24 protein-coding genes are annotated in these 21,953 nt (G+C 71.3%); 21 read left to right on the top strand and 3 right to left on the bottom strand.

Going from position 1 to position 21,953, the window contains the following annotated elements:
• Window positions 1-25 precede the first annotated feature (25 nt).
• The 5 genes from ACTIF1_RS19520 to ACTIF1_RS19500 all read left to right on the top strand — a co-directional run bounded on the left by ACTIF1_RS19520 (window position 26) and on the right by ACTIF1_RS19500 (window position 4,914).
• A complete protein-coding gene (locus ACTIF1_RS19520; protein ID WP_439598130.1) occupies window positions 26-1,105 on the top strand; it encodes a trypsin-like peptidase domain-containing protein in 1,080 nt (359 codons plus the stop codon).
• Window positions 1,106-1,235: 130 nt separating this feature from the next.
• The gene (locus tag ACTIF1_RS19515; protein ID WP_439598129.1) at window positions 1,236-1,916 is read left to right on the top strand and encodes a winged helix-turn-helix domain-containing protein; all 681 of its coding nucleotides are present in this window, start codon (window positions 1,236-1,238) and stop codon (window positions 1,914-1,916) included.
• Window positions 1,917-1,920: 4 nt separating this feature from the next.
• The gene (locus ACTIF1_RS19510) at window positions 1,921-3,390 is read left to right on the top strand and encodes an ATP-binding protein (RefSeq protein ID WP_439598128.1); all 1,470 of its coding nucleotides are present in this window, start codon (window positions 1,921-1,923) and stop codon (window positions 3,388-3,390) included.
• A gap of 39 nt (window positions 3,391-3,429) precedes the next feature.
• On the top strand, window positions 3,430-3,747 hold the full coding sequence (locus tag ACTIF1_RS19505; RefSeq protein WP_439598127.1) for a hypothetical protein: 318 nt from the start codon (window positions 3,430-3,432) through the stop codon (window positions 3,745-3,747).
• A gap of 48 nt (window positions 3,748-3,795) precedes the next feature.
• Window positions 3,796-4,914, top strand: coding sequence for a YbfB/YjiJ family MFS transporter (locus tag ACTIF1_RS19500; protein WP_439598126.1), 1,119 nt, complete (start codon window positions 3,796-3,798; stop codon window positions 4,912-4,914).
• A gap of 129 nt (window positions 4,915-5,043) precedes the next feature.
• Here ACTIF1_RS19500 and ACTIF1_RS19495 read toward each other — a convergent pair whose 3' ends face one another.
• Complete coding sequence (locus ACTIF1_RS19495; protein WP_439598125.1) at window positions 5,044-5,865, bottom strand: phosphodiesterase; 822 nt, start codon at window positions 5,863-5,865, stop codon at window positions 5,044-5,046.
• Window positions 5,862-6,410 (bottom strand): GNAT family N-acetyltransferase, encoded by a 549-nt coding sequence (locus ACTIF1_RS19490; protein WP_439598124.1) that lies wholly within the window; start codon window positions 6,408-6,410, stop codon window positions 5,862-5,864. The genes ACTIF1_RS19495 and ACTIF1_RS19490 overlap by 4 nt, the downstream gene beginning before the upstream one ends.
• A 98-nt stretch (window positions 6,411-6,508) precedes the next feature.
• On the opposite strand from ACTIF1_RS19490, the gene ACTIF1_RS19485 reads away from it, so the two are divergent.
• The 7 genes from ACTIF1_RS19485 (at window position 6,509) to ACTIF1_RS19455 (ending at window position 12,574) form a co-directional block, all read left to right on the top strand.
• Window positions 6,509-7,402, top strand: coding sequence for a LysR family transcriptional regulator (locus ACTIF1_RS19485; protein WP_439598123.1), 894 nt, complete (start codon window positions 6,509-6,511; stop codon window positions 7,400-7,402).
• Between the two features lie 56 nt (window positions 7,403-7,458).
• The gene (locus tag ACTIF1_RS19480; protein ID WP_439598122.1) at window positions 7,459-8,658 is read left to right on the top strand and encodes a CaiB/BaiF CoA transferase family protein; all 1,200 of its coding nucleotides are present in this window, start codon (window positions 7,459-7,461) and stop codon (window positions 8,656-8,658) included.
• Complete coding sequence (locus tag ACTIF1_RS19475) at window positions 8,651-9,562, top strand: hydroxymethylglutaryl-CoA lyase (protein ID WP_439598121.1); 912 nt, start codon at window positions 8,651-8,653, stop codon at window positions 9,560-9,562. The genes ACTIF1_RS19480 and ACTIF1_RS19475 overlap by 8 nt, the downstream gene beginning before the upstream one ends.
• Entirely contained in the window at window positions 9,463-9,915 is a 453-nt protein-coding gene (locus tag ACTIF1_RS19470; RefSeq protein ID WP_439598187.1) for an ASCH domain-containing protein, read from the top strand. The genes ACTIF1_RS19475 and ACTIF1_RS19470 overlap by 100 nt, the downstream gene beginning before the upstream one ends.
• Window positions 9,916-9,972: 57 nt before the next feature.
• Entirely contained in the window at window positions 9,973-10,476 is a 504-nt protein-coding gene (locus tag ACTIF1_RS19465; RefSeq protein ID WP_439598120.1) for a CHAP domain-containing protein, read from the top strand.
• A 60-nt stretch (window positions 10,477-10,536) separates the two neighbouring features.
• Window positions 10,537-11,514, top strand: coding sequence for a Bug family tripartite tricarboxylate transporter substrate binding protein (locus ACTIF1_RS19460; protein WP_439598119.1), 978 nt, complete (start codon window positions 10,537-10,539; stop codon window positions 11,512-11,514).
• A gap of 136 nt (window positions 11,515-11,650) precedes the next feature.
• On the top strand, window positions 11,651-12,574 hold the full coding sequence (locus ACTIF1_RS19455; protein WP_439598118.1) for a manganese catalase family protein: 924 nt from the start codon (window positions 11,651-11,653) through the stop codon (window positions 12,572-12,574).
• A gap of 341 nt (window positions 12,575-12,915) precedes the next feature.
• Here the strand turns inward: ACTIF1_RS19455 and ACTIF1_RS19450 are convergent, their stop codons facing one another.
• Window positions 12,916-13,956, bottom strand: coding sequence for a TerC family protein (locus ACTIF1_RS19450; RefSeq protein ID WP_439598117.1), 1,041 nt, complete (start codon window positions 13,954-13,956; stop codon window positions 12,916-12,918).
• 480 nt (window positions 13,957-14,436) lie between these two features.
• Between ACTIF1_RS19450 and ACTIF1_RS19445 the strand changes: the two genes are divergently transcribed.
• From ACTIF1_RS19445 to ACTIF1_RS19405, 9 genes are all read left to right on the top strand, one after another.
• Window positions 14,437-14,706, top strand: coding sequence for a twin-arginine translocase TatA/TatE family subunit (locus tag ACTIF1_RS19445; protein WP_439598116.1), 270 nt, complete (start codon window positions 14,437-14,439; stop codon window positions 14,704-14,706).
• 193 nt (window positions 14,707-14,899) lie between these two features.
• Window positions 14,900-16,942, top strand: coding sequence for a TRAP transporter permease (locus ACTIF1_RS19440; RefSeq protein ID WP_439598115.1), 2,043 nt, complete (start codon window positions 14,900-14,902; stop codon window positions 16,940-16,942).
• Window positions 16,939-17,550 (top strand): methylthioribulose 1-phosphate dehydratase, encoded by a 612-nt coding sequence (locus tag ACTIF1_RS19435; RefSeq protein ID WP_439598114.1) that lies wholly within the window; start codon window positions 16,939-16,941, stop codon window positions 17,548-17,550. The genes ACTIF1_RS19440 and ACTIF1_RS19435 overlap by 4 nt, the downstream gene beginning before the upstream one ends.
• A complete protein-coding gene (locus tag ACTIF1_RS19430; protein WP_439598113.1) occupies window positions 17,547-18,086 on the top strand; it encodes a 1,2-dihydroxy-3-keto-5-methylthiopentene dioxygenase in 540 nt (179 codons plus the stop codon). The genes ACTIF1_RS19435 and ACTIF1_RS19430 overlap by 4 nt, the downstream gene beginning before the upstream one ends.
• Window positions 18,083-18,778: an acireductone synthase gene (gene mtnC, locus ACTIF1_RS19425; RefSeq protein ID WP_439598112.1), complete on the top strand. Its 696-nt coding sequence runs from the start codon at window positions 18,083-18,085 to the stop codon at window positions 18,776-18,778. The genes ACTIF1_RS19430 and mtnC overlap by 4 nt, the downstream gene beginning before the upstream one ends.
• A gap of 72 nt (window positions 18,779-18,850) precedes the next feature.
• Window positions 18,851-19,834 carry a magnesium/cobalt transporter CorA gene (gene corA / locus ACTIF1_RS19420; protein ID WP_439598111.1) on the top strand — a complete coding sequence of 328 codons (984 nt, stop codon included), beginning with the start codon at window positions 18,851-18,853 and terminating at the stop codon, window positions 19,832-19,834.
• On the top strand, window positions 19,744-20,574 hold the full coding sequence (locus ACTIF1_RS19415; RefSeq protein WP_439598110.1) for a hypothetical protein: 831 nt from the start codon (window positions 19,744-19,746) through the stop codon (window positions 20,572-20,574). The genes corA and ACTIF1_RS19415 overlap by 91 nt, the downstream gene beginning before the upstream one ends.
• Window positions 20,575-20,648: 74 nt before the next feature.
• Window positions 20,649-21,614 (top strand): acetamidase/formamidase family protein, encoded by a 966-nt coding sequence (locus ACTIF1_RS19410; protein WP_439598109.1) that lies wholly within the window; start codon window positions 20,649-20,651, stop codon window positions 21,612-21,614.
• A gap of 137 nt (window positions 21,615-21,751) precedes the next feature.
• Window positions 21,752-21,953: GcrA family cell cycle regulator (locus ACTIF1_RS19405; RefSeq protein ID WP_439598108.1), on the top strand; the 202-nt coding region annotated here is incomplete at its 3' end.

The raw sequence follows: 21,953 nt of genomic DNA, 5'->3' as shown, positions 1-21,953 counted from the left end.
CGTGCCCCCTTGCCCCGGAGTCTCCATGTCGCACGCGCTTTCCCGCCGCGCCTTTGCGGGCCTCGCCCTGGTGCCGTTGCTCGGCTGCGCCGCGCCGCCCGCCCGGGCGCAGCGCGGCGCCGCGCTGCCCGATTTCGCCGACCTGGCGGAGCGGGTGCTGCCCGCCGTGGTCAGCATCGCCGTCACCTCCGAGGCGCGGACCGAAATTCCGGCCGAGCTGCGCGGCACGCCCTTCGAGCGCTATTTCCGCGACCGGCTGCGCGGCCGCGGCCAGCAGGTGATGGGGGCGGGCTCCGGCTTCGTCATCGACCCCTCCGGCCTGCTGGTCACCAACAACCATGTCATCGGCAATGCCAGCCGGATGCAGGTGACCTTCCAGAACGGCGAGGAATATCCCGCGCGGCTTGTCGGGATGGATGAGCTGACGGACCTCGCCTTGCTGCGGATCGAGGCGCGCAACCCGCTGCCGGCGGTGGGCTGGGGCAATTCCGGCGCGCTGCGCGTGGGCAACTGGGTGCTGGCGGCGGGCAATCCCTTCGGCCTCGGCGGGTCCATCACCTCCGGCATCGTCTCCGCCCGGGGGCGGGAGATCGGGGCGGGGCCCTTCGACGACTTCATCCAGACCGATGCGCCGATCAATCCGGGCAATTCCGGCGGCCCGCTGTTCAACATGGCGGGCGAGGTGATCGGCATCAATACGGCGATCTACTCGCCCTCCGGCGCCTCCGCCGGCATCGGCTTCGCGGTGCCGTCCGACCTGGCGCGGGGGGTGATCGAGCAGCTGCGCGCCACCGGGCGGGTGGAGCGCGGCTGGCTCGGCGTCTCGGTGCAGGATGCGGCGGAGCCGGGCGCGGCGCGCGGCGCGGCGGCCGGGGTGCTGGTGGCGGGCGTGGAGCGGGGCAGCCCGGCGGCACGGGCCGGGCTGCGCCAGGGCGACCAGGTGGTCGCCATCAATGGCGACCGGGTGGAGACCAGCCGGGCGCTGGTGCGCGGCATCGCCGCCATCGCGCCGGGGCAGACGGTGCGGCTGTCCATCCTGCGCAATGGCCGGCCGACCGAGGTGCCGGTGCAGGTCGGCCGCCGCCCGGCCCAGCCGCCCGGTTGAACCCCGCTGGGCCGGCCGCGCCCGGTTACGCTATGGTCATGCGCGAAGCGCGGCCGGGGCAGGTGACGCACCCCCGCTTCGCGCCCTATCTTCCGGCCCCTGTTTTGCACCTGTTTGCACTGGAACACCCATGCGGATCCTGCTGGTGGAGGACGATGTCGAGGTCGCCCGCTTCGTGAAGAAGGGGTTGCAGGAGGCCGGCCATACGGTGGAACACGCCGCCAATGGCCGGGACGGCCTGTTCCTGGCGGCCTCGGAAGGCTTTGACGTGCTGGTGCTGGACCGCATGCTGCCGGGCGGGGTGGATGGCGTGCGGCTGGTGGAGACGCTGCGCGGCCAGGGCAATCGCAGCCCGGTGCTGTTCCTGTCCGCCCTCACGGCGGTGGATGAGCGGGTGAAGGGCCTGAAGGCCGGCGGCGACGACTATCTGACGAAGCCCTTCGCCTTCGCCGAATTGCTGGCGCGGGTGGAGGCGCTGGGCCGCCGCCCCTCGGCGGAGGTGCCGACCACGCGGCTGAAGGTGGCCGACCTGGAGCTGGACCTGCTGTCGCGCACCGTGACGCGGGCCGGCCGCAAGATCGACGTGCAGCCGCGCGAATTCCGCCTGCTGGAGCATCTGATGCGCCATGCCGGCCAGGTGGTGACCCGCACCATGCTGCTGGAGAAGGTCTGGGACTATCACTTCGACCCGCAGACCAACGTCATCGACGTGCATGTCAGCCGCCTGCGCCACAAGCTGGACAAGGGTTTTGACAAGCCGCTGATCCATACCGTGCGCAATGCCGGCTACATGATCCGGGCGCAGGCCTGAAGGCGTGAATCCTGGCCTGGCGCAGCTGCCGCTGATCGGGCTGCTGCGCAGCGCCTCCGGCCGCTTCGCGCTGTTCTTCACCGCGCTCTTCGCGGCCTCCGCCACCGCGGCTGCCGTGGTGCTGTGGTGGAACACCGCCGGCGCGCTGGACCGGCAGACCGATGCGGCGATCCGCGCCGATGCCACGGCGCTGTCCGAACGCCGGGTCGATGCGGGGCTGGCCGCCCTGGTGCCGGCGATCGTCGATCGCCTCGCGCTCGATGTGCAGAACGAGGCGCTCTACCTGCTGCTCGGCCCGGATGGCCGGGTGCTGGCCGGCAATCTGGAGGCCTGGCCGGCGGAGGCCAATGCGGACGCGCCCTGGATCCGCATGCCGCTGCTGCGCGACGGCGCGGAAAGCGAGGCGCGGCTGCTGCGGGTGGATCTGGGCGATGGCCACCGTCTGCTGGTCGGCCGCGACGTGGCGGAAAAGCTGCGGCTGCGGGCGCTGCTGAGCGAGGGCCTCGCCTGGGCGGCCGCTTCCTCCGCCCTGATCGCCGTGCTCGGCGCCTGGCTGCTGCGCCGCGCGCTGGAGGACCGGCTGGCGCCAGTCTATGGCACCGCGGCCGCGATCAGCGCCGGCGACCTCTCCCGCCGCGTGCCGCTGTCCGACCGGCAGGATGAATTCGACCGGCTGGGCATGACGATGAACGCCATGCTGGACCGCATCGCCCAGCTGATGGAGGGGGTGCGCGGCGTCTCGGATGCCATCGCGCATGACCTGCGCACGCCGATCGCCCGCGCCCGCGCCAAGCTGGAGGAAAGCCTGGATTCGGCGGCGGATGAGGAGGCGCTGCGCGCCGCGGTGGAGCAGGGCATCGCCGATCTCGACGATATCGCCCGCGTTTTCAAGGCGGTGCTGCGCATCGCCGAGGTGGAGGCCGGCGCCCGCCGCGCCGCCTTCGCGCCGCTCGACCTGGCGCCGATGCTGGCGGATGCGGCGGAGCTCTACGGGGCTGCGGCCGAGGCCGGGGAGCAGGTGCTGGAGGCCGCGCTGCCGGAGGCGCTGCCCCTGGTGGGCGATCGCGACCTGCTGCTGCAGGCGGTGGCGAACCTTCTGGACAATGCGCTGAAGTTCAACCCGCCGGGCGGGCGCGTGGTGCTGGGCGCGCATCAGGTGGGCAGCGTGGTGGAGATCTGGGTGGCGGATGACGGGCCGGGACTGGCGCTGGCGGATCGCGCCCGGGTGGGGGAACGCTTCTTCCGCGCCGATGCCGCCCGCACCACGCCCGGCTCGGGCCTCGGCCTGTCCCTGGTGCGGGCCGTGGTCGGGCTGCATGCGGGGGAGGTGGTGCTGGCCGATTCCCACCCCGGCGCCGCGCCGCCCGGCCTCCGGGTGACGCTGCGGCTGCCGACGGGCGTGCAACCCGGCGGCACCGCCGGCCTGGTACCGGGCCTGGCGGCGGCGCTGCCGATGGGGCTGCCGGCGGCGTGAGGCGCCGCACCGGGTGACCTTGCGCGTTGCGCCTTATTCATGGCGACGCCATGCCGCGCTGCGGTGGCGCGGCGCATCATCCGCCGCATGCGCGTGCTGTTCTTCCTGCTGGTCCTGGCGCTGCTCTGGTCGATGCCGTCAGTCCGCCTCCGGGCGGAGGCGCCCCTGCGCGTCACCAGTGACAGCGCCGCCTATTGCCGCGAACTGGCCGGGCGCATCGCCGCCCTGCCCGCGCCGCGCCCGGCCGAGGAGGGGCGGCTGGTGGAGGAGGGGTTGCGGCTCTGCGACTCCGGCCATGTCCGCACCGGCATTGCCCGGCTGCGCCGCGCCATGCGGGATGCGGCGCGGGCGGAGTAGCCCGCCACGGCCTTGCGGCCGGATTACTCATCCACGGCCTTGCGGCCGATGACCTTCTGGCCGCCAGCCCTTGCGGGGGCCGCCGCGGTGCTGGCCGGCATCGGCCTGGCGCGCTTCGCCTATGTGCCGCTGTTCCCGGCCATGGTCGGCGCCGGCTGGGTGGATGGCGGCGGCGCCGGGCTGCTGGGGGCGGCGAATCTGGCGGGCTATCTGGCGGGCGTGCTGGGCGGGCGGGGCCTGGCGGCGCGGATCGGCGTGCCGCGGGCGCTGGATGCCGGCATGGCGCTGGCGCTGCTCGCCTTCGCCGCCTGCGCCATCCAGGGCGGGCTCTGGTGGTTCGTGCTCTGGCGCGGGCTGGCGGGGGCGGCGGGCGGGGTGCTGATGGCGCTCGTCGGGCCGGCGGTGCAGGCGAGCGTCGCGCCGCAGGCGCGCGGCATGGCGGGTGGCGTGGTGATGTCGGGTGCCGGCAGCGGCGTGGCGGCGGCCGGGCTGCTGGTGCCGCTGCTGCTCTGGGGCGGGCTGGCCTTCGCCTGGGGCGGGCTCGCCGTGGCGGTCGGGCTTCTGTGGCTCGGCGCGCGTCCCTTCTGGCCGCGGCCGCCGGCGCTGGCGGCGGCCGAGCTGGCGCAGGCGGTGCCGCGGGCCGGGCGGCTGCTGCTGGCCTATGGGCTTTCGGGTGCCGGGATGGTGGCACCGATGGTCTATCTGGCGGATCTCGCCGTGCGCGGCCGCGGCCTGGCGGTGGAGGCCGCTTCCCTCGTCTGGGTGCTGTTCGGGCTGGGGGCGGTGGCGGGCACGCTGCTCGGCGGGCGCGTCGCCGGGCGGATCGGCGGGCGGCGGGCGCTGCCGATCTGGCTCGGCGTGCAGGTTGGGGCGCTGGCGGCGGCGCTGCTGCCCTGGTGGCCGGCGCTGCTGCTGGCCGCGCCGCTCGGCGGCTTTGCCGGCGTCGGCGCCACCGCGGTGACCCTGGCCGCGGCGCGGGAGGTGGCGGGTGCGCAGGCGGGCGTGGTGTGGATCCGCGCCACGGCCGGCTATGCGCTGGCCCAGGCCGGCATCGCCTTCGTGCTGGCCGCGCTGTTCGCTGCGACCGGCGACAGTCACGCCGCGGTCTTCGGCGCCGGCCTGGTGCTGTCCCTGGCCGCCCTGGGCGCGTCGCTGGCGCGGCGCTGAGAAAAAAGAATAGGCGGGACCCCGGGGAAGGGGTCCCGCCTCAAGTTGAGGATGCCGGCGAGATCGGGGGGAGGCAGCCGGCATCCGGAGGGAGAGACGGGGTGCGGAAGCTCGGCAACCCCAGGGACGTTATGCCGGCAAAATGGTTTCGACTTGGTTTCCAAAGGCGTCGCCGGCCGGTGTTTTTGTGCCGAGCGGCAGTTCCTCGAGATGGGCGACGACCGCCTCGGGCGAGACCAGCACCACGCCATAGCCCGCCGCCTCGAAGCTCACCGGCGCGACCTCCTGCGTGACGAAATCCAGCGCGATCTGGTGGTTCGTGCCGCGGACGCCGGAGAAGGGAATGCCGTGCCAGGACCCGGCCAGGGCGCGGTGCAGGTGCCCGACGAACAGGTGGCGCAGCCGGCCGAGATGCGGGCGCAGCACCTCCAGCAGCGCTTCGCCGTCCAGCAGGCGGATGCGGTCCATCCGGCCCAGACCGACGCGGAACGGGGGGTGGTGGAGGGCCAGGAAGACCGGCCCTGAACCGCCGTGCAGCGCGCGGTCGAGCCAGGCCAGGCGCTGGTCGCAGAGCCGGCCTTCCGCCTGGCCCGGCTCGTGGGTGTCGAGCAGGACGAAACGCCCCGCCGGCGTGTCGAAGGCCTCCTGCACGAAGCCGCCCTCGCTCACCGGCGCATCGGGGAAGGCGGCGCGGAAGGCGGGGCGGCTGTCGTGATTGCCGATCGTGACATGCAGCGGCATCGGCAGCGCCGACAGCATCGCGCGTGCCGCCGCATAGCCGTCGGGCTCGCCGCCATGGGTGAGGTCGCCGGTCATCAGCAGGAAGGCCGCATCCGCGTGGAAGCGCCGGATCTGCGCCACGCAGCGGCGGAGGCGGTCCTGCGGGTCGAGGCCGTGCAGCGTCGCGCCGGGGCCGACCAGGTGAAGGTCCGACAGGTGGATGAACTTCACGCCGCCACCTGCGCCAGGCCGACCGGCTTGCTCATGATGACGCTGCGGTAGTTGGTGTGGGACCACTGGGCGTGCTCGATGAAGCGGTAGCCCCGGCGCCGGTACAGGGCGACGAGGTGTTCCGCCGGCTCCGCCGGCTCCGCCGTGTCGAGCGCGATCTCCACCGCCCCCGTCTCCGCCGACCGGCGTTCCGCGAGGTCCATCAGCCGGGCGCCGAGGCCACTGCCCTGCCAATCCGGCCGGACGGCGAACTGGCCGAGGCTGGCGACCTCCGGCCGGTCGAGCCAGGCGGAGCCGGCGGTGCGGCAGGCGGCCTTGAACAGGATCGTGCCGACGATGCGCCCCTCCGCGAGGGCGACCCAGCACTCGCCCGAGGCGGCGCGCTCGCGCGTCACCGCATCCGACTGGTGCGTCGCCATGTAGCGCAGCCCCCGCGCGGCCAGCGGCGCATAGGCGCGGTGCAGCAGGGCCGTGAGCTCGGCGATGGGGGCCGCCGGATCGAGCTTCTGGAGCACGGCGCGGTCGGCCAGGGGGTGGGCTGTCATCAGCGGAAACCTTGAGGATCGGTGCTGAATCCTGCCCAGTGGCTGGTGCCGACAGAAGAAAATCTTTCTGATACGCGGCATCAGAATAAGATGTGGTTATGCCCGAGCCCTCCCTCCGCCAGCTCCGCACCTTCCTCGCCGTGGTCGAGGCCGGCAGCGTCTCCGCCGCCGCACGCCTGCTGCACCTGACCCAGCCGGCGGTCAGCCAGCAGTTGCGCGAGCTGGAGCGCGGCCTCGGTCTGCGCCTGCTGGACCGGGCCGCCGGCCGGATGATCCCGAACGCGGCCGGGGCCGCGCTGCTGGAGCCGGCGCGGCGGGCGATCTCGGCGGCCGCGGATGCCGTGGCGGCCGTCGCGGAGCATGGGCGGGGCGAGACCGGGCGGCTGCGGCTCGGCACCGGGGCCACCGCCTGCATCCACCTGCTGCCGCCCGTGCTGCAAAGGGTGAAGGCGGCGATGCCCGGCCTCGCGGTCAGCGTCGCCATCGGCAATACGGGGGAGCTGCTGCCGCGGCTGGAGTCCGGCGATCTCGACCTGGTGCTGGCGACCCTGCCCGTGCCGGCGGGCCGGGCGCTGAGCACCACGCGGCTGATGTCCGACCCGCTGCTCGCCCTGCTGCCCGCCACGGGAGGCGATGGACCGATCACGGCCAGGGCGCTCGGGGCCTGGCCGCTGATCCTGTACGAGGAGGGCGGCAATACGCGCGCGGCGACCGATGCCTGGTTCCGGCGCGCCGGCATCCGGCCGGAGCCCGCGATGGCGCTGGGCAGCGTCGAGGCGATCAAGACGCTGGTGGGCGCGGGGCTCGGGGCCGCCGTGCTGCCGGCCCTGGCGCTGCGCAGGCCGCCCCCCGGCACAGTGACGCGGCCGCTGCGACCGGCCGCAGCACGCAGCCTCGGCTGCGTGCTGCGGAAGGAGAAGGTGCGGGACCGCGGCTTGCGGCTGTTCCTGGCCGAGTTGGACCGAAGCGTGCAGGACCTGCCCGCGGGGTGATACCCGACCGGGTTTTTTTGCCCTAAGCCCCTCCGACAAGCTTCGGGAGAGAAGGCATGGCGGGGACTGGTTCGGCGGGGCTGCCGCTCGATGGGCTCAAGGTGATCGAGCTCGGCCATTACATCGCCGGGCCCTTCGCCACGCGGCTGCTGGCCGATCTCGGCGCCGAGGTCATCAAGATCGAGCCGCCGGAGGGCGACCCGATCCGCGGCTGGGGCAGCCGGCACAATGGGCACCCCGTCTGGTTCAGCATCCATGGCCGCAACAAGCTCTCCGTCACGCTCGACCTGAAATCGGCCGAGGGCCGTGCCCGCATGCTGAAGCTGGTGGCGCGTGCCGATGCGCTGGTGGAGAACTTCCGGCCCGGCTTCCTGGAGCGCATCGGGCTGGGGCCGGAGGTGCTGCACCAGGCCAATCCGCGCCTCGTCATCGCCCGCGTCTCCGGCTACGGCCAGGACGGGCCCTATCGGGACAAGCCCGCCTTCGGCTCGATCGGCGAGGCGATGGGCGGGCTGCGCCACCTGACGGCGACGCCGGGCGTCACCGACCATCCGCCGCCGCGCTGCGGCGTCTCCATCAGCGACGACCTGGCGGGGATGTATGCGGCGCTGGCCGTGACCTCGGCCTGCTGGAGCATCAAGGGCAACCCCGAGGCGCGCGGCCGCATCATCGATGTGGACCTGGTGGGCGCGGTGTTCAGCCTGATGGAGGGGATGCTGCCGGAATACGGGCTGACCGGCGCCATCCGCCAGCCGGCGGGATCCGCCATCCTGACCGCGGCGCCGACCAACACCTATCTCTGTGCCGATGGCAAATGGCTGTGCATCGGCGGCAATTCGGACCCGATCTTCAAGCGGCTCTGCGACGCCATCGGTGCGCCGGCCATGGGGGCCGATCCGCGCTTCGCCGACAATCGCGGCCGCTGCGCGCATATGGCGGAGATCGACGCGGAGATCGGCCGCTGGACCCGCACCCTGCCGGCGGCGGAGGCGGAGGCGGTGCTGGAGGCGGCCGACATTCCCTGCTCGCGCCTCTACGACATCCGCGACTGCGCCGAGGACCCGCATTTCCGCGCCCGGCAGACGGTGATGGAGGTGGAGGACCCGCTGCTGGGCGTCACCCTGCTGCACCCCGCCGCGCCCTTCCGCTTCGATGGCGTGACCCCGCGCGAGATGGTGCGCTGGACGGCGCCCGCCGTGGGCGCGCACAACGACCATGTCTTTGGTGAACTGCTGGGGGAATCCCGCGATGCATAGCGCCGTGATCTCGGAAGTGGCCCCGCGCGACGGGCTGCAATCCATCGGCCCCTTCGTGCCGACCGCGACCAAGATCGAGCTGGTGCGGAAGCTGCACGCGGCCGGGTTGCGGCGGATGGAAATCGGGTCCTTCGTGAACCCCAAGGCGGTGCCGCAGATGGCCGATACCGCCGCGGTGCTGGAGGCGGCGCTTGCCTTGCCGGGCCTCGAATGCACCGTGCTGGCGCCGAATCGGCGCGGCTTCGAGATGGCGAAGGCCGCCGGCGCGCAGCGCGTCGGCGTCTTCATGTCGGTCACCGAAAGCCACAACAAGGCCAATGTGAACCGCAGCCGGATGGACAGTTTTCTCGACCTCTCCGGCATCGTGTCAGATGCGCGATCTGCCGGGATGAAGGTGCGGTTCAACCTGTCCTGCGCCTTCCACTGCCCCTTCGAGGGCGTGGTGCCGGAGAAGGACGCGCTGGATTGGGTGGAGCGGGTTCAGGCGCTCGACCAGGGCATCGAGATCAGCATCTGCGACACCACCGGAAATGCCGCGCCGGACCAGGTGCGTCGCGTCTTCGCGCATGCCATCCGCAGCTGGCCGGATGCCGAGGGCAAGCCGCGCTTCGCCTTCCACGGCCACGACACCTACGGCATGGGCGTGGCCAATTGCGCAGCGGCCTGGGAAGCCGGCTGCCGCGTCTTCGACAGCGCGGCCGGCGGATTGGGCGGCTGCCCCTTCGCGCCGGGGGCCACGGGCAACGTGGCGACGGAGGATGTCGCCTGGCTGTTTGACCGGATGGGCGTGGCGACCGGCGTGGACTGGCCCGCGCTGCTGGCCGCGGCCGATTACGCGGCGGCGATCCCCGGCGCGCTGCCGGGCGGCCGGATGCGCGCGGTGCCGGCGGCGCGGGCAGCCTGACTCTGCGGGCGCTGTCCATCGTCCGGCCCGGCGGCAGCCTGATCGCCGCCGGGACAAAGACCTTGGAGGTGCGGCGCTGGATGCCGGAACTGCTCCCCTCCGAGGATCTGCTGATCGTCGAGAATGGCCGCTTCCTGACCCGGGACGGGGAGGAGGACGCCGATGGCCTGGCCGTGGCCCTGGTCCGCGTGACGGCCATCCGTCCCTTCACGCGCGCCGACCTGGCGGCCGCCTGCGCCGCCTTCTTCGAGGAAGGCTGGCTGGCCTGGGAGCTCGGCGATGTCCGTCCGCTGCCGCCCGGGCGGCGGGTGCGGGCGGCGCGGCGGATCTACGAGGTGGATTTCCAGCCCTGATCCAAGGGCCTGGCTTCGGCCTCGATTCGCCAAGAGCATTTTGCTAGTTTCAACGCGATGCGCGCCGTCCTTGCCATGCTGCTGCTGCTGACCCTCGCAGCCTGTGGCACCTCCCGCACCCCGCCGGCGGTGGTGGCGCCGCTGCGGCCGGAGCTGGGGGAGCCGATTTCCTGCGTGCCCTATGCGCGGGCGCGGTCCGGCATCGCGCTGGCGGGCGATGCCTGGCAGTGGTGGGATGCCGCCGCCGGGCGCTATGACCGGGGCGCGGCGCCGCGGCCGGGCAGCGTGCTGGTCATCGGCCGCACGCCGCGGATGCGCGCCGGGCATGTCGCCGTGGTCACCCGCGTGCTCGGCCCGCGGGAGATCCTGGTGGACCATGCGAACTGGGCCACCGGCGCGGCGCGTGGGCGGATCATGACCGACCAGCGGGTGGTCGATGTCTCGCCCGGCAATGACTGGTCGCGCGTCCGGGTCTGGTATCCGCCGATCAACGCCCTGGGCAACACGGTCTTCGCGGCCCATGGCTTCGTCCATGCCGGGCGCAGCTACGCCGGCGGCTGAGCCTTTCCGCAGGCCGCGCCGGCAGGCTATCTGTTCTGCAATCATTCCCCGGAGGAACCCATGAACCCGACCCGCCGCGGCCTGATGGCCGCCGCCCTGGCCACCGCGCCCATCCTTTCCGCCCGCGCCCAGTCGAACTGGCCGGAGCGGCCGGTGCGCTTCATCGTGCCCTTCCCGGGGGGCTCCAGCCCGGATCTGACGGGGCGGGTGGTGAGCGCGCATCTGGCAACCGCGCTCGGCCAGCCCGTGGTGGTGGAGAACCGGGCCGGGGCGGGCGGCAATATCGGCACGGATGCGGTGGCCAAGGCGACGGACGGGCATACCATCGGCCTGTCGATCAACGGCCCGCTCTCCACCGCGCCGGCGCTGTTTGCCAACCTGCCCTATGACCCCATCCGGGACCTGAAGGCGGTTTCGCTGCTGGTGCGCGGGCCGCAATTCCTGGTGGTGAACAAGGACCTGCCGGCGGCGGACCTCGCCGGCTTCGTGGCGCATGTGAAGGCCAATCCGGGCAAGCTGGCCTTTGGCTCGGTCGGGCCGGGCTCGGGCGGGCATCTCGGCATGATCGACCTGATGGCCAAGGCCGGCGGGCTCGAGATGCTGCACGTGCCCTATCGCGGCTTCCCCGAGGCGACGCTGGACCTGGTGGCCGGGCGCATCCAGGCCATGGTGGTGACCACGGCGGCGGTGATGGGCCAGGTGCGGGATGGCAGCATCCGCGCGCTGGCCGTCACCTCCGCCAACCGCTTCCACCTGACGCCGCAGGTGCCGACGCTGGCGGAACAGGGCATCGCCAATGCCGAGAGCTATGGCTGGCAGATCATGGTCGCCCCCGCCAATACGCCGCCCGAACGCATCGCCCGCCTGGCGGCGGAAGCGCAGAAGGGGCTGCGGGAGGCCGCGGGCCGGCAGCGGCTGGAGAATGCCGGCTTCGAGGTGATGGCCACCGGGCCCGAGGAGGCCGCCGCCTTCCTGGCGGAGGAGACCGACCGCTGGGGCGGCATGATCCGGCGCCTCGGCATCCGCATGGATGCCTGAAGGCACCCCGGCGGAACCATGCACCCGCGCGTGTCACCACGCATAGGTGACGCGGCGGGGGGCGGCCTGTCGCCTTCGGCAAAGAACTGTGCGCAGTGGGTGCCGTTCGTCCCGTATACCTGACGGGAGAGACGAGATGTTCCTACGCATCGACAAGCTGCAAACCGAGTTGCCGCCCCCCAAGCGCCAGGATCCGAACGAGGCCGCGGCCTTGCAGGAACTGCTCGGCGGCAAGTACGGCGAGATGTCCACGCTCGGCAACTACATGTTCCAGAGCTTCAACTTCCGCAGCAAGGCCAAGCTGCGCCCCTTCTACAGCCTCGTCGCCGCCATCACGGCGGAGGAGCTGGGCCATGTGGAGCTTGTGAGCAACGGCGTCGCCATGCTCAACAACGGCCCGGACAGCGAGGGTGACGACACCGGCGACGGCGGCGACATCACCGGCGCCCCCTTCGCCGACATGAAGGACATCCGCTCCTACGCCAGCTTCGCGTCCAACGCCGGCGGCGCCATGCCGGTGAACAGCAATTCCATGTCCTGGAATGCGGACATGATCACCACCACGGGCAATGTGGTGATCGACCTGCTGCACAACTTCCACCTGGAATGCGGCGCGCGGCTGCACAAGCTGCGGGTCTATGAGACGGTGAAGGACCCGACCGCGCGGGAGGTCTGCGGCTACCTGCTGGTGCGCGGATCCGTCCACGCCCATGCCTATGCGCTGGCGCTGCAGCAGATCACCGGCGTCGACATCCACAAGATGCTGCCGACGCCGAACATCAACCTCTCCAACATCCCGGAAAGCCAGAAATACCTGGCCGAGGGCTCGCACCGCCGCCTCTACCGCTTCAGCCCGAACGACTACGCCGAAATGGCGTCGATCTGGGGCAATGGCGAAATGGCGCTGCCAGGCGATCCGCCGGGCGAACTGGAAGTGGTGGCCGGCATGCCGGAAGGCGGCAAGATCCACCAACTGGTGGGCGTGCCCTCCGCCTTCACACCCGACTACGCGCCCGAGGAAATGTTCGAGATCGCGAAGAAGCTGACCGCGAAGATGTAGCGGCGCGCGTCCCGCGGGCCGCGCAGGCACGGAGGCGGGACGGGTGAGGGCGGCGCGGGTGATGCGGGGAGGGCGCTGCCCTCCCCGCGCCCCTCCCGCCAGGAGGCAGTGGCCTCCTGGACCTCAGGACCTTTGAGTGGAAATGGAGAGGGGGCCAGCGGTGCCGCAGATCATGCGGTCCCTCCGGCCCCCTCTCCATTTCCACTCATGATTCAAAGGGTTCCAAGGGGCCACTGCCCCTTGGCAGGGGGTGCAGGGGGACAGCGTCCCCCTGCAATCAAGCCGCGCGCCCCGACTCATCCGGCGCACGGCCTGCGCCTCACCCCCCGGGGCGTCGCGTGTCAGCCCGCCCGCTCGATCGCTTCCTTCTCGGCGACCAGGGCGTTCGGGGCCGGCGGGGCGCCGCGGGTTTTCCACAGGGAGTAGGCGATGCCGCCCGCGATCAGCGCCGCGGTGACGCCCAGCGAGATGGCCGGGTCGACCTTGCCGAAGATCTGGTTCCAGAAGATCTTCGCGCCGATGAAGACCAGCACCATGGCCAGCGCGTACTTCAGGTAGTGGAAGCGGTGAACCATGGCCGAGAGCGCGAAGTACAGCGCGCGCAGGCCGAGGATCGCCATGATATTGGCGGTATAGACGATGAAGGTGTCGGTCGTGATGGCGAAGATCGCCGGCACGCTGTCCACCGCGAAGACCAGGTCGGCCAGGTTGATGACGACCAGCGCCAGGAACAGCGGGGTGGCCCAGGCCACCATCTTGCCCGTCTTCGGATCCGGCTGGCGGACGAAGAACTTCTGGTCGTGCAGCTGGTCCGTCACCCGCATGTGGCGCTTCAGGAAGCGCACCACCGGGTTCTTGGAGATGTCGGAATCCCCTTCCGGCACCACCATCATCTTGATGCCGGTGCCGATCAGGAAGGCGCCGAAGATGAACAGCAGCCAGTCGTATTCCTGCACCAGGGCGGCGCCGACGCCGATCATGATGCCGCGCAGCACGATGACCGCGATGATGCCCCAGACCAGTGCCCGGTACTGGTATTTGCGGGGGATGGCGAAGAAGCCGAAGATCAGGCTGATGACGAAGACATTGTCGATCGACAGCGCCTTCTCGATGAAGAAGCCGGTGAAGTAGGTCACCCCCGCATGGGTGCCGTCCTCGGTGGCGATATGGCCGGCCTCGTAGGCCCACCAGATGGCGCCGCCATAGAGCATGGCGAAGCCGATGTAGAAGGCGGAAAGCCACAGGCTTTCGGCGATGCCCATTTCCTTGTCCTCCTTGTGGAGGACGCCGAGGTCGAAGGCCAGCAGGGCGAAGACGATGGCGAGGAAGCCCAGCCACATCCAGACCGGCTTGCCGACCCATTCCAACAGAAGAAAGTCCATGACGTTTTCGCTCCGGGTCATACGGAAGCCGCCGCCCCGGATGGCCCTCAAGGGGGGCTCCGGGAGACGGATTCACAGGGGGCACCCCGGCGCGGGTGTCACGATCCGGGCCGGGGTCGTGGCAGGCTCTGGCGATCCGACATCGCGGGGGCGGGGGCCGGCGCAGCGCCGGAAACCCGCCCGAGCCGCCAGAGGGGCCCGGATCAGCGGCCGAATTAAGGGGCGGGCCGCACGCCTTCAAGCCCCTTCTACATGGACGGACGTAAATATTTTGGAAAGCTGCCAGGGCGGCCCACGGGGGCGCCGCCGGGGGCGGGTGGCGGCGGCTTTCGCGCGATAATCCGGCCGCCCCCGGTTGTCTCGGCCCTGGCGGCGGGCCATCTGCGGTTTGCGGAAGACGCCGGGGCGGATTACTCTCCGGCCCCGAGGCAATCCGGCCCCCTGCCACGGGCGGGCCACTCACGGGATCGAGGCGTCGCTATGGGTTCTTTCAGCATCTGGCATTGGCTTGTCGTTCTGCTGGTCGTCCTGCTGCTGTTCGGCAGCGGCAAGATCAGCGGCCTGATGGGCGACGTCGCGAAGGGCATCAAGTCCTTCAAGGCGAACATCAAGGAGGAGGACGGCAAGGACGCCTCGATGGTGGCCGATCCGGCGGCGCAGACCCCGGTTCCGCCCGCCGGCACCATCGCGGCCCCCGGCGCCGCCACGGCCACCCAGCAGGCCGCCAACCCGACCCGCCCGGCGGCCTGACGCGCCACCCGGCTGGCTGGCCCCTCGGCCCCAGGTTCCGAGGTGGTCGCTGGCCGGTGGGATGGCTGCTTGGTTGATCGCCGGGCAGCCCCGGCCTAGGCTCGCCCCGCATTGGACGTGCCCCGCCACAAGGTGGGGTCGCGCGCCGACCCCGGATCCGGGGCCGGCGCGTTGCGTTTGGGGGGCTTCAAGAATGAACAGGCCGGCAATGGACGGCGCGGGGCAGCCTGCCCCGCAGGCGGCCGCGGGGGCAGCGGCAGGCGCGGGCACCGGCGTGGTGCAGATCGACGACATGGAATTCGCCTCCGCCCGGCGGGAGCTTTCGGGCTGGCAGGGCTATGCCTGGCGCGCCGCGGCCGTGGCCTTCGTGCTGTGGCATATGTGGATCCTGCTGGTGGCGCCGGTGGATCCCACCGTGGCGCGCGCCGCGCATGTCTTCCTGGGCGCCGCGCTGGGCTTCGCCCTGTTCGCGCCGGCCACGGTGCAGGGCGCGGGGGGCGCCGGCACGCGGGTGCCCTGGTACGACTGGCTGCTGATGGTCCCCTGCCTGCTGGTGCCGATGCACTACATCCTGGATGCGGACGGCATCGAGATGCGGTCCTTCATGGGGCCGAACTGGCAGGATATCGCGGTGGGCACGGTCGGCATCCTTCTGGTGCTGGAATTCGCCCGCCGCACCGCCGGCTTCGTCATGCCGCTGATCGCCGTGGTCTTCATCGCCTATTGCTTCGTCGGCCCCTGGATGCCCGGCATCCTGTTCCATGGCGGCATCGCCTATGAACAGGCGGTGGTGGAGCTGTTCAACAACAACGGGGTGCTGGGCACCATCGTGCAGGTCTCGGCGACCTTCATCATCCTATTCGTGACCTTCGCCGCCTTCCTCACCGCCTCCAAGGCCGGCGACTATTTCAACGACTTCGCCCTTGCCCTGGTGGGGCGGGCGCGCGGCGGGCCGGCCAAGGTCACGGTGGTCTCCGGCATCCTCTTCGGCGCCATCTCCGGCAGCGCGGTGGCCAATGTCGTCGCCTCCGGCACCTTCACCATCCCGATGATGCGCCGCGTCGGCTATTCGCGGGAGACGGCGGCGGCGGTGGAGGCCACCAGCTCCACCGGTGGGCAGATCACGCCGCCGGTGATGGGCGCCGGCGCCTTCATCATGGCGGAGGTGCTGGGCATTCCCTACACGGAGATCGCGCTGGCGGGCCTGATCCCGGCGCTGCTGTTCTACCTGGCCAACTACATCCATTGCGACCTGAACGCCCGCAAGGCGGGCATCATGGGGCTGCGCCGGGACGAGCTGCCGCGCTGGGTCGATCTCGGCCGCCGCGCCTATATGGCGGCGCCGCTGGTGCTGATGATCTATATGCTGGTGACGGGCTATTCGCCCTTCCGCGCCGCGGCCACCGGCATCGCCGCCACCATCGCCATCATGCTGGTCACCTTCCTGGTGCATCGGCTGGTGCTGCGGCGGGAAGGGCTGGTGGCGGGCGTCGTCGGCGCGCTGGTGGAACTCGCCCAGGCGATCGAACGCGCCCTGGCCGGCTCGGCCAAGGAGGTGATGCAGCTGATCGCGGTCTGCGCCGCGGCGGGGCTGGTGGCGGGCGTCATCGGGCTGACCGGCATCGGCGGCCGCTTCGCCAATATGCTGCTGGAGATCGCCGGCGCCTCCGAGCTGCTGGCCATGCTCTTCGCCATGGTGGTGGCGATCATCCTCGGCATGGGGGTGCCGACCACGGCGGCCTATGCGATCGCGGCGGCGGTGGTGGCGCCGGGGCTGATCAATATCGGCGTGCCGGCGCTGGTGGCGCATATGTTCATCTTCTACTTCGCCATCCTCTCGGCCATCACGCCGCCGGTGGCGCTGGCCTCCTTCGCCGCGGCCTCCATGGCGGGGGCCGATATGTGGAAGACCAGCGTCATCGCCGTGAAGCTGGGGCTGGCCACCTTCATCGTGCCCTTCATGTTCTGGATCTCCCCGGCGCTGCTGGCGCAGGGGGAGCTGCTGGTGATCCTGCAAGCCGTCTTCACCGCCGGCTGCGGCGTATTCCTGCTGGCCTGCGCGACGGAAGGCTGGATGCTGAACGGTCGCCTGTCGCTGCCGCTGCGCCTGCTCTCCGCCGTGGCGGGCCTGGCGCTGATGGTGCCGGAGGGGCTGACCGACCTCTTCGGCCTGGCGGTTGGCATCGGCCTGCTCGCCTGGCAGTACCGCGCCTTTCCGGAGACGCGGGCGGCATGACGGGTTGGGACCAGGCGGCGGAGGCGATCGTCGCCGCCGGGCGAAGGCTGGATGCGCGGGGCTGGGTGCCGGCGACGGCGGGGAATTTTTCCGTCCGTCTGGATGCGCGGCGGCTCGCGGTGACGGTGTCGGGCCGCCACAAGGGCTTTCTCACCACCGACGACGTGATGGTGGTGGACCTCGACGGCATCGCCGAGGATCCGCGCAGGGAGAGCTCGGCCGAGACGCTGCTCCATTGCGGCATCTATCGCCGCTTCCCCGAGGCCGGCGCCGTGCTGCATGGGCATTCCATCGCCAATACCGTGCTGTCCCGCGCCGCCGGCGAAAGCCTGGTGCTGGCGGGCTACGAGCTGCTGAAGGTCTTCCCGGGCCTGGCCACCCATGAGGCGGAGGTGGCGGTGCCGGTGGTGGAGAACGACCAGGACATCGCCCGCATGCAGCGCGGCCTGGATGCGCTGTGGGACGGTCTGCCCAGCGTCCCGCCGGGCTATTTGATCCGTGGCCACGGGTCCTATGTATGGGCGCCCGACATGCCCGCGGCCCTCGCCCGGATGGAGGGGCTGGAATTCATGCTGGACTGTGCCTTGAAGGAAAGGAGCCTGCGATGAGCCGTCTGACCATTTGGGACGCCGCGACCAACCAGCAGGTCCAGGTCACCGAGGATCCCGCCCGGATCGCCGCCGCCCTGGGCGCGATCGGCGTGCGCTTCGAGCGCTGGCCGCTGGCGGACCTGCCCGCCGATGCCCCGGCCGAGGCGGTGCTGGAGGCCTATCGCCCGCGGCTCGATGCCTTCATGGGCGAGACCGGCGCCGGCACGGCCGATGTCATCAAGCTGACGCCCGACCATCCGCAGAAGGATGCCATGCGGGCCAAGTTCCTGTCGGAGCATATCCATACCGAGGACGAGGTGCGCTTCTTCCATGCGGGGTCGGGCAACTTCGTGCTGCATGTGGACGGCAAGGTCTTTGACGCGCATTGCACGGCGGGCGACCTGATCTCGGTGCCGGCGGACAGCAAGCACTGGTTCGATGCCGGCGAGAATCCGAATTTCGCGGTCCTGCGCGTCTTCACCGACACCTCCGGCTGGACGCCGCACTACACCGGCACCGACATGGCGAACCGCTTCCCCGCCGCGACGGCATGACGCCGCGCCCGGTGCTGCCAAGGCTGGTCCTCACGGATATCGAGGGCACGACCAGCGCCATCGCCTTCGTCAAGGACACCCTGTTCCCCTTCGCCGAGGCGGAGCTGGACGCCTTCCTGGCCGACCGCGGGGCGGAGCCGGAGGTGGCGGCGATCCTGGCCGAGGTGCCGGGGCCGGACCGGGCGGCGACGCTGCGCGGCTGGATGGCGGCGGATGCCAAGGTCACCCCGCTGAAGGCGCTGCAGGGGCTGATCTGGGCGGCGGGTTTCGCCGATGGGCGGCTGCGCGGGCATCTCTGGCCGGATGTGGCGCCCTGCCTGCGCGCCTGGCACGCGGCGGGGGTGGCGCTGGCCGTCTATTCCTCCGGTTCGGTCGGCGCCCAGAGGCTGCTCTTCGGCCATAGCGAGGCCGGCGACCTGCTGCCGCTGTTCAGCGGCTTCTTCGACACGCGGGTGGGCGCGAAGCGGGAGGCCGCTTCCTACGCCGCGATCGCCGCGCAGACCGGGCAGGAACCGGGGGGGATCCTGTTCCTGTCCGATGTGGCGGAGGAGCTGGACGCGGCCCGCGCCAGCGGCCTGGCAACCTGCCAGCTGGTCCGCGCGCAGGACGGCACCGTGGCCTGCGGGAGACACCCCGCCGCGATGGACTTCCCCGGCGTCGCCAGCCTGTTCCAGCTGCCTCTGCCTGGGTGACACGCTTTATCGCGGCAGGCTAAGTGCCCGCGCCCCCGGGGCGCGGTGATCGGGCGCGGGAGATCAATCAATATGATGACGAGCTATGCCGTCCGTGACGGCCGCCTCGCCCTGCGCGATGGCGTCCTGGCCGCGGAGCAGATTGCCGAGGCGGTCTGGATCGACCTGCTCAACCCGACGCCCGAGGAGGAGCGGGCGGTGCAGGATGCGCTGCGCCTGGAAATCCCGACGCGGGAGGAGATGCAGGAGATCGAAAGCTCCTCCCGCCTCTACCGGGAGGGGGAGGCGCTGTTCCTGACCGCCAACTTCCTCTACGGCGTGGAGGGCGGCGAATACGGCTCCACCCCCATCACCTTCGTGCTCAGCAACCAGGCGCTGGTGACGGTGCGCTACGCGACGCCCAAGGCCTTCTCCGTCTTCGCGCTGCGCTGCCAGCGCTCCCCGGCCCTGGTCTCCACCCCCGATGCGGTGATGCTGCATCTGTTCGAGCAGATCGTCGACCGGCTGGCCGATATCCTGGAGCGGGTGGGTGCCGATATGGACCGCGCCTCCTCCGCCTCCTTCCGCAGTGCGCGCACCAAGGTGAAGGCGGACAAGCGCGACCATGACCTGCGCGAGGCGCTGATCACCCTGGGCGAGGTGGGGGAGGTGACGACGCGCACGAACGAAACGCTGCTGGGCCTGACCCGCATCCTGTCCTTCGTCAGCGCGGAGAAGGCGACGGTGATCCGCAAGGACAACCAGACGCTGATCAAGACCCTGGTGCGGGACGTGCGGTCCCTGGTGGACCATGCCGGCTTCCTGAACAACAAGGCCACCTTCCTGCTGGACGCCGTGCTGGGCATCCTGAATGTCGAGCAGAACGCCATCATCAAGACCTTCACCGTCGCCAGCGTGGCGCTGATGCCGCCGACGCTGATCGCCAGCATCTACGGCATGAATTTCCAGCACATGCCGGAGCTGGAATGGCCCTGGGCCTATCCCGCCGCGCTGGGGCTGATGGTGATCGCGGGCGTGCTGCCCATCGCCTATTTCAAGCGGAAGGGCTGGCTCTGACCCTGCCGGTCCTTCTTCTGCCGGCGCTGCTGCTGCCCCTGCTGCTGCTGGGTGCCGGGCCGGCGCTGGCCCAGGGCGGGGCGCTGCCGGCGCCGGTGCCGGCGCAGGTGGCCTGTCCGCCGCGCGGCACGCCGCTGGTGCGGGTCAGCGTCTCGGACCCCGATCCCCGGATCCTGCCGCCGGTCAGCGCCGAGCAGCTGCGCCGCCTGGCGGAGGTGCCGGAGGAGACGCATGGCCAGGGCACGGTGCTGCACCATCTCGGCCTGACGCTGTCGCGCGTCGAATGGCGCAGCGAGATCACGGTGCGCAGCCAGGGCCCCTCGGAGGGGCCGGTCTGCGGGCTGCCCTCCGAGGTCCGACTCAGCCTGGTGCATGCCGAGCACAGCATCCGCCTGGCGCGGGAGATTCCCCGCAATGGCTGCCTGGCGCGGGAGGTGCTGGCGCATGAGCGCCGGCATGCCGAGGTGAACCGCCGCACGCTGCGCGAGGCGGCGGAGGGGTTGCGCGCGGCCGCCCGCAACTGGGCCGCGCGGGCCCAGGCCCAGGCCCCCGATGCAGGGGGCGCGGCGCTGCTGCTGCAGGAGGATCTGACGGCGGCGGTGGAGCCGGTGCTGGCCCGGCTGCGCGCGGCGCGGGAGGAGGGGCACGATGCCATCGACACGCCGCAGGAATACCGCCGCCTCGGCCGCGTCTGCCCGGCCGATCAGCGGCGGCTGAGCCTGCGCTTCGGCGCGCATTGAATCGCGCGGGCGATGCGTTGACCCGCGGGCGCCGTCTTGCTGCACTGCCCCCAATCCCCAGCCGAGGTCGCCCGATGCCCGAAACCCACCGCATCCCCGCCACACCCGAGACCATCCGCTGGGGCGCCTTCGATGCCAGCTTCGCCCCCGTCGCCACCATCGCCAGCGGCGACCTGGTGGTGCTGGAATGCGTCTCCGGCGGGCCGGAGGCGATGCCGAAGCCGGAGTCGGGCCTGGTGCCGCCGCCCGCCCTGGCCGCGATCCATGCGTCGAAGCCGCCGCGCCTCGGCCCGCATATCCTGACCGGCCCGGTGGCGGTCGCGGGCGCCGAGCCCGGCGATGTGCTGCGCGTCGATATCGAGCGGATCGAGCTCGGCTGCGACTGGGGTTTCTGCGGGTTCCGGCCGCTCTTCGGCACGCTGCCGGAGGATTTCCCCTATGCGCGCATGCTGCATATCCCGGTCGACAAGGCCGCGATGACGGGACGCGTGCCGGTGGGGCCGGGCGTGACGCTGCCGCTCAGCCCCTTCTTCGGCGTGATGGGCGTGGCCCCGCCGGCGCCCTGGGGCGCGATCTCGACCAAGGAGCCGCGCGCCCATGGCGGCAATCTGGACAACAAGGAACTGACCGCCGGCAGCACGCTTTGGCTGCCCGTGCATGTGGCCGGAGCCAATTTCTCGGCCGGCGACGGGCATGGCGTGCAGGGCGATGGCGAGGTCTGCATCAATGCGCTGGAGATGTGCCTGACCGGCCATTTCCGGCTGACGCTGGAGAAGGGCGGCGGCGCTGCCGACCCCGCGCTGCGCTTCCCGCGGGCGGAGACGGCCACGCATTTCATCTCCATGGGGATGAATGAGGATCTGGACCTTGCCATGAAGCAGGCCTTGCGGGAAATGATCGCCTTCATCGTGGCGCGGATGAATGTCTCGGCCGCCGATGCCTACCAGCTCTGCTCGCTCGCGGTGGATTTCCGGGTGACGCAGACGGTGAATGGCGAGAAGGGCGTGCACGGCATGCTGAAGAAAGGGTTGCTGTTCTGAGCGCCCGTTAACGCTTCAGCAACCTTCAGGCGACTCTGTCCACAGGAATCATGCCTCCTCAGGCTTTCTACAACTTGTAGTCGCCCCCCGGCTTGCCCTACCGTATGTTGTGTCAGCCGGGGTTGTGGAGAGAGCGCATGGATTGGACGGCGGAGGCCATCGAGCGGCTTCGGGCGCTCTGGGCGGAAGGCCATTCGACGGCCGAGATCGGACGCCGCATGGGCGTCTCGAAGAATGCCGTGGTGGGCAAGGCGCATCGCCTGAACCTGCCGGCGCGCCCCAGCCCGATCCGCCGCGAGGCGCCGGCGGAGCGCCCGGCCCAGGCCGCGCCGGCCGCCG

It is taken from the genome of Falsiroseomonas sp., assembly GCF_051860665.1.
GTDB lineage: Bacteria > Pseudomonadota > Alphaproteobacteria > Acetobacterales > Acetobacteraceae > Falsiroseomonas.
This window is presented reverse-complemented; position numbering and strand designations above follow the sequence as displayed.

Excerpts from the sequence above, each read along its gene's own strand:
- ACTIF1_RS19520 (WP_439598130.1), top strand. The coding sequence starts at position 26 with ATGTCGCACGCGCTTTCCCGCCGCGCCTTTGCGGGCCTCGCCCTGGTG.
- ACTIF1_RS19515 (WP_439598129.1), top strand. The coding sequence starts at position 1,236 with ATGCGGATCCTGCTGGTGGAGGACGATGTCGAGGTCGCCCGCTTCGTG.
- ACTIF1_RS19505 (WP_439598127.1), top strand. The coding sequence starts at position 3,430 with ATGGCGACGCCATGCCGCGCTGCGGTGGCGCGGCGCATCATCCGCCGC.
- ACTIF1_RS19500 (WP_439598126.1), top strand. The coding sequence starts at position 3,796 with ATGACCTTCTGGCCGCCAGCCCTTGCGGGGGCCGCCGCGGTGCTGGCC.
- ACTIF1_RS19490 (WP_439598124.1), bottom strand. The coding sequence starts at position 6,410 with ATGACAGCCCACCCCCTGGCCGACCGCGCCGTGCTCCAGAAGCTCGAT.
- ACTIF1_RS19485 (WP_439598123.1), top strand. The coding sequence starts at position 6,509 with ATGCCCGAGCCCTCCCTCCGCCAGCTCCGCACCTTCCTCGCCGTGGTC.
- ACTIF1_RS19480 (WP_439598122.1), top strand. The coding sequence starts at position 7,459 with ATGGCGGGGACTGGTTCGGCGGGGCTGCCGCTCGATGGGCTCAAGGTG.
- ACTIF1_RS19475 (WP_439598121.1), top strand. The coding sequence starts at position 8,651 with ATGCATAGCGCCGTGATCTCGGAAGTGGCCCCGCGCGACGGGCTGCAA.
- ACTIF1_RS19465 (WP_439598120.1), top strand. The coding sequence starts at position 9,973 with ATGCGCGCCGTCCTTGCCATGCTGCTGCTGCTGACCCTCGCAGCCTGT.
- ACTIF1_RS19460 (WP_439598119.1), top strand. The coding sequence starts at position 10,537 with ATGAACCCGACCCGCCGCGGCCTGATGGCCGCCGCCCTGGCCACCGCG.
- ACTIF1_RS19455 (WP_439598118.1), top strand. The coding sequence starts at position 11,651 with ATGTTCCTACGCATCGACAAGCTGCAAACCGAGTTGCCGCCCCCCAAG.
- ACTIF1_RS19450 (WP_439598117.1), bottom strand. The coding sequence starts at position 13,956 with ATGGACTTTCTTCTGTTGGAATGGGTCGGCAAGCCGGTCTGGATGTGG.
- ACTIF1_RS19445 (WP_439598116.1), top strand. The coding sequence starts at position 14,437 with ATGGGTTCTTTCAGCATCTGGCATTGGCTTGTCGTTCTGCTGGTCGTC.
- ACTIF1_RS19440 (WP_439598115.1), top strand. The coding sequence starts at position 14,900 with ATGAACAGGCCGGCAATGGACGGCGCGGGGCAGCCTGCCCCGCAGGCG.
- ACTIF1_RS19435 (WP_439598114.1), top strand. The coding sequence starts at position 16,939 with ATGACGGGTTGGGACCAGGCGGCGGAGGCGATCGTCGCCGCCGGGCGA.
- ACTIF1_RS19430 (WP_439598113.1), top strand. The coding sequence starts at position 17,547 with ATGAGCCGTCTGACCATTTGGGACGCCGCGACCAACCAGCAGGTCCAG.
- mtnC (WP_439598112.1), top strand. The coding sequence starts at position 18,083 with ATGACGCCGCGCCCGGTGCTGCCAAGGCTGGTCCTCACGGATATCGAG.
- corA (WP_439598111.1), top strand. The coding sequence starts at position 18,851 with ATGATGACGAGCTATGCCGTCCGTGACGGCCGCCTCGCCCTGCGCGAT.
- ACTIF1_RS19415 (WP_439598110.1), top strand. The coding sequence starts at position 19,744 with ATGGCCCTGGGCCTATCCCGCCGCGCTGGGGCTGATGGTGATCGCGGG.
- ACTIF1_RS19410 (WP_439598109.1), top strand. The coding sequence starts at position 20,649 with ATGCCCGAAACCCACCGCATCCCCGCCACACCCGAGACCATCCGCTGG.